We start from the raw sequence: 17210 nt of genomic DNA, 5'->3' as shown, positions 1-17210 counted from the left end.
TAGGAAAAAGTGGAGTTATCGATGCACAAATACCAGGTAGGGGCCAGGTAACGCCTTTTGATAACTTCGGAGACGCATCGTTTTGGGCGTTTCTACTGATATCTATGGTTGCGTCAGCTCGCCTTCGAGCAGGTAAATCCTTGCTGACTATTGCATGATCGAAAGACTCACGCTGAATTAAAACCGCAATTTCAGCTATCAAAGCGTGGGCATGAGCGACTTGTCAGGCGCCGAACGCCATCCCAATCCCGTCGACCTGCATGTGGGCGCGCGCATTCGAATGCGACGAAAGATCCTGGGCGTGAGCCAGGAGCGGCTCGCCGAGGACCTGGGCCTGACCTTCCAGCAGATCCAGAAGTACGAGCGCGGCGCCAATCGCGTCAGCGCCAGCAAGCTTTATGAGATCGCCAAGAGCCTGCAGGCGCCGGTCGGCTATTTCTTCGAAGGCCTGGCGGCCACGGCGGACGGCATGTCCGAACCGGGCGAGCCGTTCGTTCACGACTTTCTGATGACCGCCGAAGGCCTGGAGCTCGCGGCCCAGTTTCCGCGCATCACCCGCGCCAAGGTGCGCCGCCGGATCCTGGAGCTGGTCCGCTCGATGGCCGAGGAGGATGGGGGCGAGGACGATTGATCGTCAGGTTCGCTTGCCCGCATAAACATATCTTTATATGGTTCCGGTCTAACTGAACGCCGAATGGCGCGCGTGTAGTCGCGCGCCGCCCATGGCCGGAGCTGTCTCTTGACCCGTTCGTCCTACATCTTCACCAGCGAGAGCGTTTCCGAAGGCCATCCCGACAAGGTCGCCGATCGCATCAGCGACACCGTCGTCGACGCCTTCCTCAGCGTGGACTCCGAAGCGCGCGTCGCTTGTGAGACCCTGGTGACGACCAACCGCATCGTGCTGGCCGGCGAGGTCCGCGCCGGCAAGCCGGGCGGCGACAAGAAGGCTAACAAGCAGCTGACCAAGGATATCCTCGCCTCGCTGGAGCCCAAGGTTCGCGCGGCGGTCAAGGACATCGGCTACGAGCAGAAGGGCTTCCACTGGCAGAAGGCGAAATACGCCAACTACCTGCACGGCCAGTCGGCGCACATCGCCCAGGGCGTGGACGCCACTGACAAGAAGGACGAGGGCGCCGGCGACCAGGGCATCATGTTCGGCTACGCCAGCACCGAGACCCCGGAGCTGATGCCGGCCACCCTGCAATACAGCCACAACATCCTCAAGCGCCTGGCCGAGCTGCGCCATTCCGGCGAGCTCAGCGAGCTGGAGCCCGACGCCAAAAGCCAGGTGACCCTGGAGTACGACGGTAACGGCCGCCCGCAGCGGGTGGTCTCGATCGTCGTGTCGCACCAGCACAAGAAGAAGATCGACGGCAAGGCCGCGACCTCCAAGCGCGTGCTGGAGCTGATCAAGCCGCACATCCTGCCGATCTTCCCGGACGGCCTGATCACCAAGAAGACCCAGTGGCTGGTCAATCCGACCGGCCGCTTCGAGATCGGCGGCCCGGACGGCGACGCCGGCCTGACCGGCCGCAAGATCATCGTCGACACCTATGGCGGCGCGGCCCCGCACGGCGGCGGCGCCTTCTCGGGCAAGGACCCGACCAAGGTCGACCGTTCGGCCGCCTATGCCTGCCGCTACCTGGCCAAGAACGTCGTGGCCGCCGGCCTGGCGGACCGCTGCACGATCCAGATCGCCTATGCGATCGGGGTCGCCCAACCGGTCTCGTTCCACGTCGACCTGCACGGCACGGGCAAGGTCGATCCGGCGGTGCTTGAAAAGACCCTGCCGCAGCTAATCGGTGGCGCCACCCCGCGCGCCATCCGCGAGCACCTCCAGCTGAACCGCCCGATCTACGCCCGCACGGCCGCCTATGGCCACTTTGGCCGCACGCCCGACAACGAGGGCGGCTTCTCGTGGGAAAAGACCGACCTGGTCAGCGACCTGAAGGGCCTGGCGTAAGCCAACTCGCCGCCGCGGCGAAGTTCGACTATAAGGCGACTTGTCGACGGACGAGGTCCACGCCACCGCGTAGGTTGGAGCGTCCGCGATGCGCGGACGCTCGGCCGGCGGGAGGCTTATGGACAGCGAAGCTGGAACCGCTGGCGACGGCGATCAAAAGTTCGCCTTGCTCGATACGGCCGCTGCGCGCCTGTTGCGGATCACCAATCCTGGCCAGCTGATCGACGAGCTGTTCGAGCTGGCGAGCCAGGCCTTGGGGCTCGATGTCTATTTCCACTACGGGCTGGAAAGCGACGGGCTGCTGCATCTGGCTAAGTCGAGCGGCCTGGACGAGGCGTTGCGCCGCGAGGGCGCCTGTCTGGCGCTCGGGGCGGCCGTCTGCGGATGCGTGGCGCGGGACCGTGTTTCCCGCCATGTCGCCGACGTCCACCTCTCCGAGGATCCGGACGTCGATTTCATCCGCCGCGCCGGCCTCAAGCACTATGCCTGCCATCCCCTGATCGGCGGCGACCAGCTGCTGGGCACCCTCGGCTTTGGCCGGCGCGACGATCGGCCGTTCACCGCGGACGAGCGCCTGGTGCTCCAGACCCTGACCCGCTACGTCGCCATCGCCAAGGAGCGGCTGCGGGTCGAGGCGGCGTTGGGCGAGAGCGAGCGCCGCCTTAACGCCGTGCTCAACAACGCCACCGTCGCGATCTTCGTGATGGACGAGCGCCAGCACTGCTCGTTCATGAACGCCGCCGCCGAGCGCCTGACCGGCTTCGCCTTCGAGGAGGTGCAGGGCCGGGCCCTGCATGACGTGATCCATCACACCCGGCCCGATGGCAGCCATTTCCCCATCGAAGAGTGCGCGATCGACCGCGCCTTCCCCGAGAACAATCAACAGCAGGGCGAAGAGGTGTTCGTCCACCGCGACGGAAGCTTCTATCCCGTCGCCTTCACCGCCAGCCCCATCCGCGACGAAGCGTCCCATACGGTCGGGACGATCATCGAGGTTCGCGACATCGCCCATCAGAAGCGAAACGAAGAGGCGCGCGAGCTGCTGATGCGCGAGGTCGATCACCGGGCGCGAAACGCCCTGACCGTGGTGCAGTCGATGCTGCGCCTGACCCGGGCGTCCTCGATCGAGCACTTCCAGGAGATCTTGCTGGGGCGGGTGAGCGCCCTGGCCCGTGCTCAGGGCGCCCTGGCGGCCCAGCGCTGGGAGGGCGGCCTGGCGCGCGAGGTGATCGAGGGCGAGCTGGCGACGGTGGGGCGGCCGTCGCAATACCGGTTGGAGGGGGATGACTGGCCGCTGGCGCCGCAAGAGGTCCAGCCGCTGGGTATGATCGTGCATGAGCTGGCCACCAACGCCGCCAAGTACGGGGCGCTGAGCGCGGAGGACGGCTGCGTGACCGTGCGGCTGAGCGGCGCGCGCGGCGCCCGCCGGCTGGCGTGGATCGAGACGGGCGGTCCCGCCGCGCCGCCGCCGCCGCGTCAGGGCTTCGGCTCGCGCCTGATCGGCCAATTGGCCGCCCAGCTCAATGCGTCGCTGGCCCGCGACTGGGGCGAGGCGGGCCTGACGGTGACGCTGGACCTGGGGCCCGTTTGAAAACAGGCTCTCACCTTGCGACGCGTCAGGCTCGGAGCGTGAGGCGGAAGTGGGAGCCGGCTTCGGCTGACCTCATGCTCTAAGTCTCTGATTTAGAGCCTTTTGAGCGCCCGAAATCGATTCCGATTTCAGGCTAAAGGCTCTAAGACGCCCGCCCATGACCAATCCGCAACAACCCCACGGGCCGCTGCGCTCGTTCGGCCGGCTGAAGTCGCGTCCCGTGAAGCCGCGGCAGCAGGCGCTGCTCGACACCCTGTTGCCGCAGATCGCGGTCCCGCAGGAGCCCTTCAAGCCGCTCGACCTGATGCCCGAGGCCAAGGCCGTGTGGCTGGAGATCGGCTTTGGCGGCGGCGAGCACATGGCGGCCCAGGCCGGCCGCAACCCCGACACCCTGGTGATCGGCGCCGAGCCCTTCGTGAATGGCGTGGCCAGCGCCGTGCGCCACGTCGAGGAACAGGCTCTCGAGAATGTCCGCATCCACGAAGGCGACGCGCGCGACGTGGTCGACTGGTTGCCTGACGCGTGCCTGGACCGGGTGTTCATCATGTTCCCCGACCCCTGGCACAAGGCGCGGCACAACAAGCGCCGCCTGATCCAGCCGGACTTCGTCGCCAGGCTGGCGCGGGTGATGAAGCCGGGCGCTGCGCTGCGCTTCGCCACCGACTGGGCGGACTACGCCGAGTGGACGACCGAGCGGGTGCTGGCCGATCCGAACTTCCGGTTCGCCGACGAGGCAGCCGACCGCAATGCGATCCCGGCCGACCATGTCACCACGCGCTACGAGGAAAAGAAGCTCGGCGACTGTGCGCCGGTGTTCCTGGACTTCGTCAGGGCCTGACGCGGGTCCATCCGCTGAGCAGCGGCACGGTGGCGCAGGCCGGGCCGCCATCCTTGGCGCGGCCGGCGACCGTCGCTTGGAGGACGTCGCCCGCCGTGACGTCCGCGGGCAGGTCGTGCAGGTAGATCTTGAGCCGGCGTTGCCAGTCCGTCAGGCAGTCGCCCGCCGCGCGTCCTGACGCGATATAGACGAACCGCCCTCGGCCATCCGCGCGCACGAAACCTCCGCCAGGACGGAAGCCCTCGGGCGTGACGGTCAAGGTGATGGGGATGTCGAACGAGAGGTCGCCGCTCGCCCGGACGGGATCGGCCGGGTGGTTCTTGGCGTCCTGCTTGGAGAAGACCACGCCGGGGGGCGGGTCGGCCAGGACGATCCTCAGCGTGAGATCGATCCTGGCCGGAGGCATTAGTACGTCTCGTTGTAGCGCTTGATCGCCGTACGGATGATCTCGGCGGTTTCGTCGATATCGGCCCAGCCGGTGATCTTGGTCGACTTGCCCTTTTCCAGGTCCTTGTAGTGCTGGAAGAAGTGGGCGATCTGCTCGGTCAGGATGGTCGGCAGGTCGCGCCAGCTGGCGACGCCCGTATAGAACGGGTGCAGCTTGTCGACCGGCACGGCCAGGATCTTCTCGTCCGAACCGGCTTCGTCGACCATCATCAGGGTGCCGATCGGGCGGCAGCGGATGATCGCGCCCGGCACGACCGGGGTCGGGCCGACGACCATGATGTCGGCCGGATCGCCGTCGTCGGCCAGGGTGTGCGGGATGAAGCCGTAGTTGGCCGGATAGAACATCGCCGTGTGCAGGAAGCGGTCCACCATCAGGGCGCCGCTTTCCTTGTCGATCTCGTACTTAACCGGTTCGCCGCCCTGCGGGATCTCAATGATCGCGTTCAGATCGTAAGGCGGGTTCACGCCCGTCGGAATCTTGGAAAGGTCCATTGTGACTCTTTGATTTCTTGAGGTCCGCGAGAAGGCGGCCTGCGCGGTCGGGCTTATAGGCCGAAATTGCTGCGGCGCGGAAGGGGCGAGCGTCGTCAGAGTCGACAAGCTTTTTCAATTCGCCTATAAACCGTCCTACATCGTCCGTTAGCGCTAGATGGCGCTTTCGAGCGGCGGCCCGAAAGGCTGCCGCTTTTTGTTTGGCCGGTCGGCGACCGGCGAAAGAGTTCGAGAGACACGTGCGCGGCAAGACGCAGGAAGACCGAGAGCTGATCGAGATGCTCGATCCCGTCGCCGAGAGCCTCGGCTACGAGATCGTCCGGCTGCGCCTGATGGGCGGCGCCGAGCAGCGCCGCCTGCAGATCATGGCCGAACACCCGCTGCTGGAGGACGGCACGGGCGGCGACATGAATGTCGAGGACTGCGCCCGCCTGTCGCGCGCGATCTCGGAAGTCATGGACGCGGCCGATCCGATCGCTGGCGAATATACGCTGGAGGTCTCCAGCCCCGGCGTCGATCGTCCGCTGACCCGGCTGAAGGACTTCGAGGACTATGCCGGCCTTGAGGCTCGCATCGAGCTCGACCGCGTGGCCGAGGGCCGCAAGCGCTTCAAGGGCGAGCTGGCTGGGATCGAGGACGACCAGGTCGGCCTCAATATCGAGGGCGAGGACGACGTCACCGTCTACTTCCCCTTCGCCTGGATCATCGACGCCAAGCTCGTCATGACCGACACCCTGATGGAGCGGGGCGCCAAGCAGCGCGCCGCCCGTCTCCAATCCGACAACGACGACCTGTCCGAAAGTGAAGAGGACTGACCATGGCCATCGGCATCGCCGCCAACCGGCTTGAACTCCTGCAGATCGCCGACGCGGTCGCCCGCGAAAAGGGCATCGAGAAGGAAGTCGTCATCGAGGCCATCGAGGACGCCCTGCAGAAGGCCGCCCGCGCCCGTTACGGCGCCGAGCACGACATCCGCGTCAAGATCGACCCGCGCACGGGCGAGACGACGCAGAAGCGCGTGATCGAAGTCGTGGCCGACGACGCCGAACTCGAAGGCGAGATCGGCAAGATGCAGCTGTCGATCGCAAAGCGCGCTTGGCGTGACGCCGAGATCGGCAAGGTCTACGAAGAAGTCCTGCCGCCGTTCGAGATCGGCCGCGTCCAGACCCAGATGGCCCGCCAGGTCGTCATGCATAAGGTCCGCGAGGCCGAGCGCGAGCGTCAGTACGACGAGTACAAGGATCGCGTCGGCGAGATCGTCAACGGCAGCGTCAAGCGCGTCGAATACGGCAACGTCATCGTCGACCTGGGCCGCGGCGAAGGCATCATGCGCCGCGACCAGTCGATCCCGCGCGAGAACTTCAACGTCGGCGACCGCATCCGCGCCTACATCTACGACGTCCGTCGCGAGACCAAGGGCCCGCAGATCATGCTGAGCCGCGCCCACGGCGGCTTCATGGCCAAGCTGTTCGCGCAGGAAGTGCCGGAAGTCTATGACGGCGTCATCGAGATCCGCGCCGTCGCCCGCGACCCGGGTTCGCGCGCCAAGATGGCCGTCATCTCGAACGACTCGAGCATCGACCCGGTCGGCGCCTGCGTCGGCATGCGCGGCTCGCGCGTGCAGGCGGTCGTGGCCGAGCTGCAGGGCGAGAAGATCGACATCATCCAGTGGTCGGAAGACGAAGCCACCTTCATCGTCAACGCCCTGGCCCCGGCCGAAGTCTCCAAGGTCGTCATGGACGAGGAAGACGAGCGCGTCGAAGTCGTGGTGCCGGACGAGCAGCTGTCGCTGGCCATCGGCCGTCGCGGCCAGAACGTCCGCCTGGCCTCGCAGCTGACCGGCTGGCAGATCGACATCATGACCGAAAGCCAGGAGAGCGAGCGCCGTCAGCGCGAGTTCACCGAGCGCACGGCCCTGTTCCAGGAAGCCCTGGACGTCGATGAGGTCATCGCCCAGCTGCTGGTCACCGAAGGCTTCGCCGCCGTGGAAGACGTCGCGTTCGTCGAGCCGCATGAGATCGCCTCGATCGAAGGTTTCGACGAGGAGACCGCCGAGGAGCTGCAGGCTCGCGCCCGCGAATTCCTGGACAAGGAAGCCGCCGCCCTGGACGCCAAGCGCATCGAGCTGGGCGTGCAGGACGAGGTGCTGGCCATCGACGGCGTGACCCTGGCCATGGCCGTGGCCCTAGGCGAAGGCGACGTGAAGTCGGTGGAAGACCTCGCCGGTCTGGTGCCCGACGACATGCGCGGCTGGTTCGAAAGCAAGAACGGCGAGCGCGTGCGCGAGCCGGGCATCCTGGAAAGCTTCAACCTTTCGCCCGAGGACGCCGAGGCGCTGATCATGCGCGCGCGGATCGCCATGGGCTGGGTCGAGGCTCCGCCCGAGCCCGAATATGAAGAGGTTGAAGCTGAAGCCGAGGCTGACGCTGACGCTCAAGCCGAGACCGTCGAAGCGGGTGAAGAGGCCGGGGAGGCCTAAGCGCCTTCGCGTATCAAACGACGGCCTCGCGGAGCGATCCGCGGGGCCGTTCGCTGTTCAGGACCCATGACAGACCAGACCGCCAAGACCCACGCCGAAGCCAGCCGCCAGCGCAAGGACATCGTCCTGGGCGAGGCGACCGACGAGGCGCGCCTGATCCGCTTCGTGGCGGGCCCGGACGGGGCGGTGGTTCCCGACCTCGCGCGCAAGCTGCCGGGACGCGGGATCTGGGTTGGCGCCGATCGCGATTCCGTGGCGACCGCGGCCAAGAAGGGGCTCTTTTCCCGCGCGGCCAAGGCCAAGCTGACCGCCGCGCCGGACCTCGCCGACCAAGTCGAGGCCTTGCTGGCGCGGCGCGTTCTGGAGGGCCTGGGCCTTGCGCGGAAGGCGGGGAGCATTATCTCGGGTTTCGAGAAGGTGGTCGCCGCCCTGGCTACGGGCAAGGTGGCCTGGCTGATCGAGGCGTCGGACGGCGCCGAGGACGGTCGCCGCAAGATTTTATCCGCCGCCCGCAAGGCCCCGACAGCGCCCCGTTTGCTGGGCGCGTTCAATTCGGACGAATTGGGTTTGGCCTTGGGTGGGGAGAATGTGATACACACCGCTCTCCTTGCCGGGCGCGGCATCGATCGCTGGACACAGGATGTCGAGCGATTGTCAGGCTTCCGCCCGCTTTCGCCTCCCGAATGGTCGGCGAACGGACGCGAGGAAAGCTAGGGATTTTCCCGTCTCGACGGACAAGAAGATCTCTATCGAAAACAGGCGAGCCTGTTCGCCTTGGACGCTCATCCGACCAAGGCGGGCTCTAGGGCTTTTGCATCTCACCGGATCTCCGGTGGAATGGAAAAGCTCTAGAATCTTTGACGTTGGACGCGGCTATTCGGGTCGCGTTCGTGGGCGAAGGGTCGGGAAACGGCTTCCTTTTGGAAGTGCGTCCAGGCCCCTTTCTCACATGGAAACACGGTTTTTTAGCCAGGTACCGCCTGGCGGAAGTACAAGCGAGCGCATGAGCGACGACAACGAAAACGGCCGACCCGGCGGACGAGCCCCGATCACGCTGAAGCCCCGTCAGGGCTCGGTGAGCGCAGGGGTCGTGAAGCAGAGCTTCAGCCACGGCCGGACCAAGACGGTGGTGGTGGAAACCAAGCGGACGCGGCCTCACGCGCCCGCCTCAGGCAATCTCGCCGCGCCGTCTTCGGCGGAACGTCGTCACACGCCCGACGCTTCGGCGCCGCGTTCGGCCCCGTCCCAGGGTGGCGGCGGTGGTTCGGCTGGCGGTCTGTCGCAGGAAGAACTGCGCGCCCGTCAGCGCGCCATCGAGAGCGCTCAAGCGCGCGCCGCCGAGCAGGCGGCCGCCGAGGCTCGGGCTCGTGCGGCTCAGGAAGCCGCGCAGCGCGAAGCCGCCGCCAAGGCCGCCGCTGAGCGCGCGGCGCAGGAAGCGGCTCGCGCCGCCTCCGCCCCGCCGCCGCCTCCGGCCCAGCCGGCCGCGACGCCGAAGCCTGCGCCGGTCGCCCCGACCCCTGCGCCGGCGCCCGTGAGCCAGGCGCCCGTCGCCCAGGCCCCGGCCGCTCCGCGCGCCGAGGCTCCGCGTCAGGACGCCCCTCGCCAGGATGCGCCGCGCGCCGCGGCCCCGGGCCAGACCCGCACCTACGAGCCCAGCCGCGACCGTCGCGACGATCGTCCGACCACGACGACCTACCGCCCGGCCCCGCAAGGCGACCGCCCGTTCAACCAGCGCGCCCCACGTCCCGACGCCGGCGCCAACTTCGGCCAGCGCGCGCCGCGTCCGGAAGGCGACCGACCGCGCGGTCCGCGTCCCGACGGCGATCGCCCGCAAGGGGATCGCGGCGGCTACCGCGGCGACCGTCCCCAGGGGGATCGTCCTCAGGGCGACCGCCCGCAGCAGACCGTCCGCTACTCGGCCCTCGCGCCGCGTCCGGCCCCGGGCGCGCGCGGTCCCGGCGGCCCGCCACGTGGTCCGCGGCCCGGCGTTCCGGCCTCGGCTCCCGCCACGCCGGAAATCCAGCGCGCCACGCGCTCGGCGCCGCGTCCCGGCGGCAGCGTCATGGATCGTCGTCCGGACGAGGACGATGATCGTCGCAAGAGCGCCGCGCCGAACAAGGCCGTCTCGCGCGTCAAGGGCGCTCCGCAGCGTCGCGAAGGCCGCCTGACCATCCAGGCCGTCGCCGGTGACGGGGATTCCGCCGACCGGATGCGTTCGCTCGCCTCGGTCCGCCGGGCCCGTGAGCGCGAAAAGGAAAAGCGTCGCGGCGGTGTGGCCGAGCAGGCCCGCGTGGCCCGCGAGGTCGTGATTCCGGACGTCATTACCGTGCAGGAGCTGTCCAACCGGATGGCCGTGCGCGGCGTCGACATCATCAAGTTCCTGATGCGTCAGGGCGTGATGCTGAAGATCAACGACGTGATCGACAACGACACCGCCGAACTGGTGGCCACCGAGTTCGGCCACACCGTCAAGCGCGTGTCGGAAGCCGACGTCGAAGAAGGCTTCATCGGCGCGGACGACCACGACGACCACATGGAGACGCGTCCCCCGGTCGTCACGATCATGGGTCACGTCGACCACGGCAAGACCAGCCTGCTCGACGCCCTGCGCTCCACGGACGTGGCGGCGGGCGAAGCCGGCGGCATCACCCAGCACATCGGCGCCTATCAGGTTCGCCTGAAGGATGGCCAGCGCGTGACGTTCCTCGACACGCCCGGCCACGCCGCCTTCTCGCAAATGCGCGCTCGCGGCGCCAACATCACCGACATCGTGGTGCTGGTCGTGGCCGGCGACGACGGCGTGATGCCCCAGACGATCGAGGCGATCAAACACGCCAAGGCCGCCGAGGTGCCGATCATCGTCGCCGTCAACAAGATGGACAAGCCGGGCTCGGATGCGACGCGCGTCGTCAACGAGCTGCTGCAGTACGAGATCGTCGTCGAAAGCCTGGGTGGCGACACCCAGCTGATCGAGGTCTCGGCCAAGGCCCGCACCGGCCTGGACGACCTGCTGGAAGCCATCCTGCTGCAGGCCGAAGTGCTCGACCTGAAGGCCAACCCCGACCGCAGCGCCGACGGCGTCGTGATCGAGGCCAAGCTGGACAAGGGCCGCGGCGCGGTCTCGACCGTGCTGGTCAACCGCGGCACGCTGAAGCGCGGCGACATCGTCGTGGCCGGCAGCCAGTGGGGCAAGGTCCGCGCGCTGCTCAACGAGCGCAACGAACAGCTCCAGGAGGCGGGTCCCGCCACCCCGGTCGAGATCCTCGGCCTGGACGGCGTGCCCTCGCCGGGCGACGCGTTCGCCGTGGTCGAGAACGAGGCCCGCGCCCGCGAGCTGACCGAGTACCGCATCCGCCTGAAGCGCGAGAAGTCGCTGGCCCCGGTGGGCGCCGGCGCTTCGATGGCCGACATGATGGCCAAGCTGCAGGACAAGAAGCTGAAAGAACTGCCGCTGGTCATCAAGGCCGACGTGCAGGGTTCGGCCGAGGCGATCATCGGCTCGCTGGACAAGATGGCCACCGACGAGGTCCGCGCGCGGATCATCCTGTCGGGCGCCGGCGCGATCAGCGAAAGCGACGTCATGCTGGCCAAGGGCGCCGGCGCGCCGATCATCGGCTTCAACGTCCGGGCCTCGGCCCAGGCGCGGGCCCTGGCCGAGCGCGAAGGGGTCGAGATCCGCTACTACGCGATCATCTACGACCTGCTGGACGACATCAAAGGCGTGCTCTCGGGCATGCTGGCGCCGATCCAGCGCGAAACCTTCCTCGGCAACGCCGAGGTGCTGCAGGCCTTCGACATCAGCAAGGTCGGCAAGGTCGCCGGCTGTAAGGTCACCGAGGGCGTGGTCCGCAAGGGCGCCAAGGTCCGGATCATCCGCCAGGATATCGTGGTCCTGGAACTGGGCACCTTGCAGACGCTCAAGCGCTTCAAGGACGAGGTCAACGAAGTCCCCGTCGGCCAGGAATGCGGCATGATGTTCGCCGGCTTCCAGGACATCAAGGTCGGCGACGTGATCGAGTGCTTCACCGTCGAAGAGATCAAGCGCCAGCTCGACTAGGGTTGATCGCCAGATCGAAAAGCTGAAGGGCGCGGATCGAAAGGTCCGCGCCCTTTGTCTTTGGCGACGCCGAGATGGACCGCTCCATCGGAATATGCCAGCATATCTTCGGACCTGGAGGCCGCGATGACCAGCATCACTGTCGGAACCTGGGGCAGGAGCCTGGCGGTGCGCGTGCCGCAGGAGATCGCCCGGGCGACGGGCCTCGTCGAAGGCGAGCAAGTCGACATCGAAATCCATGACGGCGACATCGTGCTCCGTCGATCAAGCGCCAGGGCCGACGCCCGTCACCGGGCGAACGCCGCCTTGGAGCGGATGGTCGAGCTCTCGAACACTGTTTCCCTTGATGGCTTGTCTATTCGCGAGCTGGTCGACGAAGGCCGGCGGTGAAGATCGTTCTCGACGCCTCGCTGGCCATCGCCGCGTTCACGCGGGAGGAACACACCGACGCGGCTCAGGCGGTCATGCGAGAGATCGCGCTTCACGGCGCTGAGGCGCCGTCCCTCTGGCGGCTGGAGGTCGCGAACGTTCTGCGTACGCTCGTCCTGCGAGGCCGCGCCTCAAACGCGTTCGCCGACGACGTGCTTGCGACATTGAGCGCCTTCCCCATCGCGATCGATCCGGAGACAGATCAGCGCGCATGGAGCGAGACCCTGCTTCTGTCTCGGGAGTTGGGCCTTACGCTCTATGACGCCGCCTATCTGGAGCTGGCTATTCGCCGGGAGGCTCGGCTGGCGACACTGGACAAGCCCCTCACCGCCGCTGCGCTTCGGTGCGGGGTGGAAGTCTTGCCTGGCTGAGCCGAGACTGGAAATCGCCCCAATCCAAGGCTACGCATGACGGATGCGTATCAAGGCCCTCCTCGCTCTGACCGCCGTCGCCGCGTCGCTGACCGCCTGCGCCACGGCCGATCGCTATGACGCCGCGGGCGACGTCCACGACCTCCTGGTGGCGATCCGCGACAACGACCGGGCGCGGTTCGACGCCCATGTGGATCGTCGGGCGCTGAAGGGTCAGATCGAGGCGCGGCTGATGGACGAGGCGCGGCGGCGCGGCGGGTCCAGCGACGCTGTCGCGGCCTTGGCCGCGCTGGCGGCGGGACCGATCGCCGACGCGGCCGGCGAGGCCCTGATCCGGCCCGAGACCTTCCACGCGGCCGCGACCTATTATGGCTACACGCCCGATCGCCCGATCCCGGGGCGGATCGCGATCGCCAGCGCCCTGCGCCCGGCGGGCGAGGGCCGGGTCTGCGCGGCCAAGAAGGACGGCCCCTGCCTGCTGACCTTCACGCGCGAGGGCGCGACTTGGCGCCTGACGAGCTTCGATCCGCAGGCGGCGAACCTGCGCCCGCGGCGATGATCAGGCGGGCCTGGGCGCTCGCCGCCCTGATCGTGGTGTCGGCCTCGGCGGCACGGGCCGAGACGCGGATGTTCTCCTACGACCCGATCTCGCCCGACGCCAAGCGGCTGACGGGCGCGGGGGTGACGATCCTGTTCAACCAGGGACTCCTGGGTGGCGGCAAGCCGATCAAGGTGCTGGCCACCGGCGTTCCGGCCGAGGCCCGTCTCAAGGACGGCCGTCAGAAGGACCTGGGCCCGGGCGGCCTGTCGGCCATGGAGGGCGTCGACACCGACGCCATGCTCTATGAGGTCGACGCCAGCGCCGCCCAGGGCAAGATCTATGTCCGCGCCTTCTGCCCGGGCTCCACGCGCCTGTGGCTGTCGTTCAGCACGATCGTCATCCGCCGCGACCTGCGCATCCAGGCGTTCGGCGATGATCCCAAGGCGCCGGGCAAGGCGCGGCTGTGCGGCACGCTGGACTTCTCCTATCGCGGCGAGTGGCGGCTGCCCAAGGGGCGAAACGCCCCCGACCCGATGCAGGACTGGACCGACAATCCCCAGCATCCCGACACCTCGAACTGATCTGGCCGGGCGGCCTCTTCCGGTCTAGCGTTCACGCGGGGCAGGGAGGGCGATCACATGCCGAACGATCCGCTGGCGGGGTTCGAGCGCTTCGACTTCGACGACGGCCGCTGGACGCGCGAGGTCTACCGCATCGGCGCGGGCCCGGCGGTGATCGTGATCCACGAGGTTCCCGGCCTGCACCCCGGCGTCCTGGCCTTCGCCCGGGACCTGGCCGACGCCGGCATGACCGCCTTCTGCCCCAGCCTGTTCGGCAAGCCCGGCAAGACCGTGACCCAGGGCTACGCGGTCGGCGAGATCCTCAAGAACATGTGCGTGCGCCGCGAGTTCAGCGTCTGGAAGGGCGGGCGCTCCAGCCCGATCGTCGACTGGCTGCGGGCCCTGGCGCGCGAGGTCCACGCCGAATGCGGCGGCAAGGGCGTCGGGGCGGTGGGCATGTGCTTCACGGGCGGCTTCGCCCTGGCGATGATGACCGAGCCCGCCGTCGTCGCGCCGGTCATGTCCCAGCCGTCGCTGCCGTTCGCGGATCGCGGGGGGCTGGACTGTTCCGCCGATGAACTCGCCTGCGCCAAGCGGCGGTTCAAGGACGAGAACCTGTCGATGATCGCCATGCGCTTCAGGTCGGACAAGCTGGTCCCCGACGCCCGCATCGCCCGCCTCCGGGCCGAGTTCGGCGACAAGGTCGAGGTCATCGAACTGGAGGACCATGACGCCGCGCCCGGCGTGCCGATGGCCCCGCATTCGGTCCTGACCCTGCACCTGCACCGCTCGGTTCCCGACTGCGGGACGATGAAGGCGCGGGACCGGGTGATCGCGTTCTTCCGGGAGAGAACGGGCGCTTAATCTCCTCTCCCCTTGCGGGAGAGGGTGGCTCGCGAGGCGAGACGGGTGAGGGGTTGAAAGGCTTGTCCGACGAGCTTGCGCGACCCCTCATCCGGCCCTTCGGGCCACCTTCTCCCGCAGGGGGAGAAGGATACCGTACTGGACTTCTCCCGTTTCCGGGCCTAGACACCCCGCCTTCGATTTTCCCCGCGCACCGGCGTTCGATCCGCCGGCCGGGCCGCAAGGACTATCGCGCCATGAAGCGCCATGCCGACAACAAGAAGGGCGCCGCCACCGGCCCCTCGCAACGCCAACTCCGCGCCGGCGAACTGATCCGCCACGCCCTCGTGGAGATCCTCCGCGAGGAGGAACTCCAGGATGAGGCGCTGCACAACGTCTCCGTCACCGTTTCCGAAGTGCGGATGAGCCCGGACCTGAAGCACGCGGTCTGCTTCGTGGAGCCCTTGGGCGCGGGCCTCACGGGCGAGGACACCACCGAGGTGATCAAGGGCCTGAACCGGGTCTCCAAGTTCCTGCGCGGGCGCCTGGGACGGAACATCGACATGAAGTTCACGCCGGACCTGAAGTTCATCCACGACGAGAGCTTCGGCACGGCCGCCTACATGGACAAGCTGTTCCTGGATCCGCGCGTCCAGCAGGACACCCGGACCCTGTCCGACGTGCTCGGCGAAGACGACGAGGACTAAGGCATGGCCCGCCGCAAGAAGGGCGAGGCCGTCTCGGGCTGGATCTGCCTGGACAAGCCCTACGACCTGACCTCGACCACGGCCGTCAGCCGGGTGCGCCGCGCGTTCAACGCCCAGAAGGGCGGCCACGCCGGCACGCTAGACCCCCTGGCCACCGGCATCCTGCCGATCGCGCTGGGCGAGGCGACCAAGACCGTCCCGTTCCTGATGGACGCCGACAAGGCCTATCGGTTCACCATCGCCTGGGGGCGGGACACGACCACCCTGGATCGCGAAGGCGAGACCACGGCGTCGTCGGACGTTCGCCCCACCCGCGAGCAGGTCGAGGCGGCGCTGCCGGCCTTCATCGGCGAGGTCGACCAGATCCCGCCGAACTTCTCGGCCATCAAGGTCGACGGCGAGCGCGCCTATGACCTGGCCCGCGACGGGGTCGAGTTCGAGCTGCCGACCCGCAAGGTGACGATCTTCGACCTCAAGGTCGTGGACCAGCCGGACGCCGATCACGTCACCCTGGAGATGGAATGCGGCAAGGGCACCTATGTCCGCGCCGTGGTCCGCGACCTGGCCAAGGCGCTCGGCGCGTGCGGTCACGTGGCCGACCTGCGCCGCACCCGGGTGGGGGGCTTCTCGGAGGCCGGGGCGATATCGCTGGAAACTCTCGAGAATTTGAGCTATGAGGCCCGGCTGTCGGAGGCATTGCTTCCGGTCGAGACCGCGCTGGACGACATCCCGGCGTTGGCCGTGACCGATGAAGACGCCTTCCGGCTTGCACAGGGACGCGCCATCGTCCTGCTCCCAAGGCAGGTTGAAACGCTGAAAGCCGAGCTTCCGCCCGGTGATCGCACCGTTTCCGCCATGTCCGGCGACAGGTTGGTGGCCCTGTGCGAGATGCGCGCCGGGCGGCTCAATCCGGTGCGGGTCTTCCAACTCACCTGAGCGGAGACTTACCGATGTCGATCACTATCGAGCGCAAGGCCGCTCTCATCGCCGAACACGCCCGCGGCGCGGGTGACACCGGCAGCGCCGAAGTCCAGGTCGCGATCCTCTCGGAACGCATCTCGAACCTGACCGAGCACTTCAAGACGCACAAGAAGGACAACCACAGCCGTCGTGGCCTGCTGAAGCTGGTTTCCCAGCGTCGCCGGCTCCTCGACCACCTGAAGAAGTCCGACGCCGGTCGCTATCAGTCCCTGATCGAAAAGCTGGGTCTGCGTCGCTAAGGCATCCAGGTCCGCCGCCCCGCGCAAGCAGGGCGGCGGATCGCGTATTTGGAGCCTGGCGGCCGAGACAGGCCGTACGCCAGACTCCGTTGGGACGCCCGCTTCCAAGGGTCGTTCCTTGTCCGAGGGTTCACGTCCTCAAACCCGCCTGTCACACTGGATGAGGATCATCGGGCCGGCTTCCGTTAGCCGTCCGCCCCTGTCCGCCCCGACGGGAATCCGCCCGCGGGAACCGAAAGAAGAAAAATGTTCGATATCAAGCGCAAGACGATCGAGTGGGGCGGTAAGACGCTGGTCCTCGAAACCGGTCGCATCGCCCGTCAAGCCGACGGCGCCGTCCTGGCCACCATGGGCGAAACCGTCGTCCTGGCCACCGCCGTGTTCGCCAAGACCCAGAAGCCGGGCCAAGACTTCTTCCCGCTGACGGTCAACTATCAGGAAAAGACCTTCGCGGCCGGCAAGATCCCCGGCGGCTACTTCAAGCGCGAAGGCCGTCCGTCGGAAAAGGAGACCCTGGTCTCCCGCCTGATCGACCGTCCGATCCGTCCGCTGTTCGTCAAGGGCTTCAAGAACGAAGTCCAGGTCGTCGTCACCGTGCTGCAGCACGACCTCGAGAGCGATCCCGACATCCTGGCCATGGTCGGCGCCTCGGCCGCCTTGTGCCTGTCGGGC

19 protein-coding genes and 1 pseudogene are annotated in these 17210 nt (G+C 67.7%); 18 read left to right on the top strand and 2 right to left on the bottom strand.

The window, feature by feature from the left end; all coding sequences use genetic code 11:
• The 5 genes from DI526_RS20390 to trmB form a co-directional block, all read left to right on the top strand.
• Positions 1-158: hypothetical protein (locus tag DI526_RS20390; RefSeq protein WP_304281899.1), on the top strand; the 158-nt coding region annotated here is incomplete at its 5' end.
• Between the two features lie 47 nt (positions 159-205).
• Positions 206-631, top strand: coding sequence for a helix-turn-helix domain-containing protein (locus DI526_RS20385; RefSeq protein ID WP_304281896.1), 426 nt, complete (start codon positions 206-208; stop codon positions 629-631).
• Positions 632-739: 108 nt separating this feature from the next.
• On the top strand, positions 740-1963 hold the full coding sequence (gene metK, locus DI526_RS20380; protein WP_304281893.1) for a methionine adenosyltransferase: 1224 nt from the start codon (positions 740-742) through the stop codon (positions 1961-1963).
• Between the two features lie 88 nt (positions 1964-2051).
• On the top strand, positions 2052-3554 hold the full coding sequence (locus tag DI526_RS20375) for a sensor histidine kinase (protein WP_304281888.1): 1503 nt from the start codon (positions 2052-2054) through the stop codon (positions 3552-3554).
• 157 nt (positions 3555-3711) lie between these two features.
• Entirely contained in the window at positions 3712-4392 is a 681-nt protein-coding gene (trmB, locus tag DI526_RS20370; protein ID WP_304281885.1) for a tRNA (guanosine(46)-N7)-methyltransferase TrmB, read from the top strand.
• Here trmB and DI526_RS20365 read toward each other — a convergent pair.
• Both DI526_RS20365 and ppa read right to left on the bottom strand, forming a co-directional pair.
• Entirely contained in the window at positions 4382-4798 is a 417-nt protein-coding gene (locus DI526_RS20365; RefSeq protein WP_304281882.1) for a DUF5990 family protein, read from the bottom strand. The genes trmB and DI526_RS20365 overlap by 11 nt on opposite strands.
• Positions 4798-5331: an inorganic diphosphatase gene (ppa, locus tag DI526_RS20360; protein ID WP_304281879.1), complete on the bottom strand. Its 534-nt coding sequence runs from the start codon at positions 5329-5331 to the stop codon at positions 4798-4800. The genes DI526_RS20365 and ppa overlap by 1 nt, the downstream gene beginning before the upstream one ends.
• Positions 5332-5570: 239 nt before the next feature.
• Between ppa and rimP the strand changes: the two genes are divergently transcribed.
• The 13 genes and pseudogenes from rimP to DI526_RS20295 form a co-directional block, all read left to right on the top strand.
• Entirely contained in the window at positions 5571-6146 is a 576-nt protein-coding gene (rimP, locus tag DI526_RS20355) for a ribosome maturation factor RimP (protein WP_099537652.1), read from the top strand.
• Between the two features lie 2 nt (positions 6147-6148).
• The gene (gene nusA, locus DI526_RS20350) at positions 6149-7810 is read left to right on the top strand and encodes a transcription termination factor NusA (protein ID WP_304281876.1); all 1662 of its coding nucleotides are present in this window, start codon (positions 6149-6151) and stop codon (positions 7808-7810) included.
• Positions 7811-7876: 66 nt separating this feature from the next.
• A complete protein-coding gene (locus tag DI526_RS20345; RefSeq protein WP_304281873.1) occupies positions 7877-8524 on the top strand; it encodes an RNA-binding protein in 648 nt (215 codons plus the stop codon).
• A gap of 289 nt (positions 8525-8813) precedes the next feature.
• On the top strand, positions 8814-11867 hold the full coding sequence (gene infB, locus DI526_RS20340; protein ID WP_304281870.1) for a translation initiation factor IF-2: 3054 nt from the start codon (positions 8814-8816) through the stop codon (positions 11865-11867).
• Between the two features lie 126 nt (positions 11868-11993).
• Positions 11994-12257 carry an AbrB/MazE/SpoVT family DNA-binding domain-containing protein gene (locus DI526_RS20335; RefSeq protein WP_304281866.1) on the top strand — a complete coding sequence of 88 codons (264 nt, stop codon included), beginning with the start codon at positions 11994-11996 and terminating at the stop codon, positions 12255-12257.
• Positions 12254-12667, top strand: coding sequence for a type II toxin-antitoxin system VapC family toxin (locus DI526_RS20330; protein ID WP_304281863.1), 414 nt, complete (start codon positions 12254-12256; stop codon positions 12665-12667). The genes DI526_RS20335 and DI526_RS20330 overlap by 4 nt, the downstream gene beginning before the upstream one ends.
• Before the next feature lie 43 nt (positions 12668-12710).
• Positions 12711-13226, top strand: a complete 516-nt coding sequence (locus DI526_RS20325) for a DUF2939 domain-containing protein (RefSeq protein WP_304281860.1) — start codon at positions 12711-12713, stop codon at positions 13224-13226.
• Complete coding sequence (locus tag DI526_RS20320) at positions 13223-13789, top strand: hypothetical protein (protein WP_304281857.1); 567 nt, start codon at positions 13223-13225, stop codon at positions 13787-13789. The genes DI526_RS20325 and DI526_RS20320 overlap by 4 nt, the downstream gene beginning before the upstream one ends.
• Positions 13790-13846: 57 nt before the next feature.
• On the top strand, positions 13847-14632 hold the full coding sequence (locus tag DI526_RS20315) for a dienelactone hydrolase family protein (protein ID WP_304281855.1): 786 nt from the start codon (positions 13847-13849) through the stop codon (positions 14630-14632).
• Positions 14633-14868: 236 nt separating this feature from the next.
• On the top strand, positions 14869-15318 hold the full coding sequence (rbfA, locus tag DI526_RS20310) for a 30S ribosome-binding factor RbfA (protein ID WP_304281852.1): 450 nt from the start codon (positions 14869-14871) through the stop codon (positions 15316-15318).
• Between the two features lie 3 nt (positions 15319-15321).
• Positions 15322-16254: a tRNA pseudouridine(55) synthase TruB gene (gene truB, locus DI526_RS20305; protein ID WP_304281849.1), complete on the top strand. Its 933-nt coding sequence runs from the start codon at positions 15322-15324 to the stop codon at positions 16252-16254.
• Positions 16255-16268: 14 nt separating this feature from the next.
• Positions 16269-16538 carry a 30S ribosomal protein S15 gene (gene rpsO / locus DI526_RS20300; RefSeq protein WP_013077242.1) on the top strand — a complete coding sequence of 90 codons (270 nt, stop codon included), beginning with the start codon at positions 16269-16271 and terminating at the stop codon, positions 16536-16538.
• 246 nt (positions 16539-16784) lie between these two features.
• A pseudogene (locus DI526_RS20295) lies at positions 16785-17210 on the top strand (polyribonucleotide nucleotidyltransferase); the annotation flags it as partial.

Origin of the sequence: Caulobacter segnis (assembly GCF_003243465.1) — a bacterium.
GTDB classification, from domain to species: Bacteria; Pseudomonadota; Alphaproteobacteria; order Caulobacterales; family Caulobacteraceae; genus Caulobacter; species Caulobacter segnis_A.
This window is presented reverse-complemented; position numbering and strand designations above follow the sequence as displayed.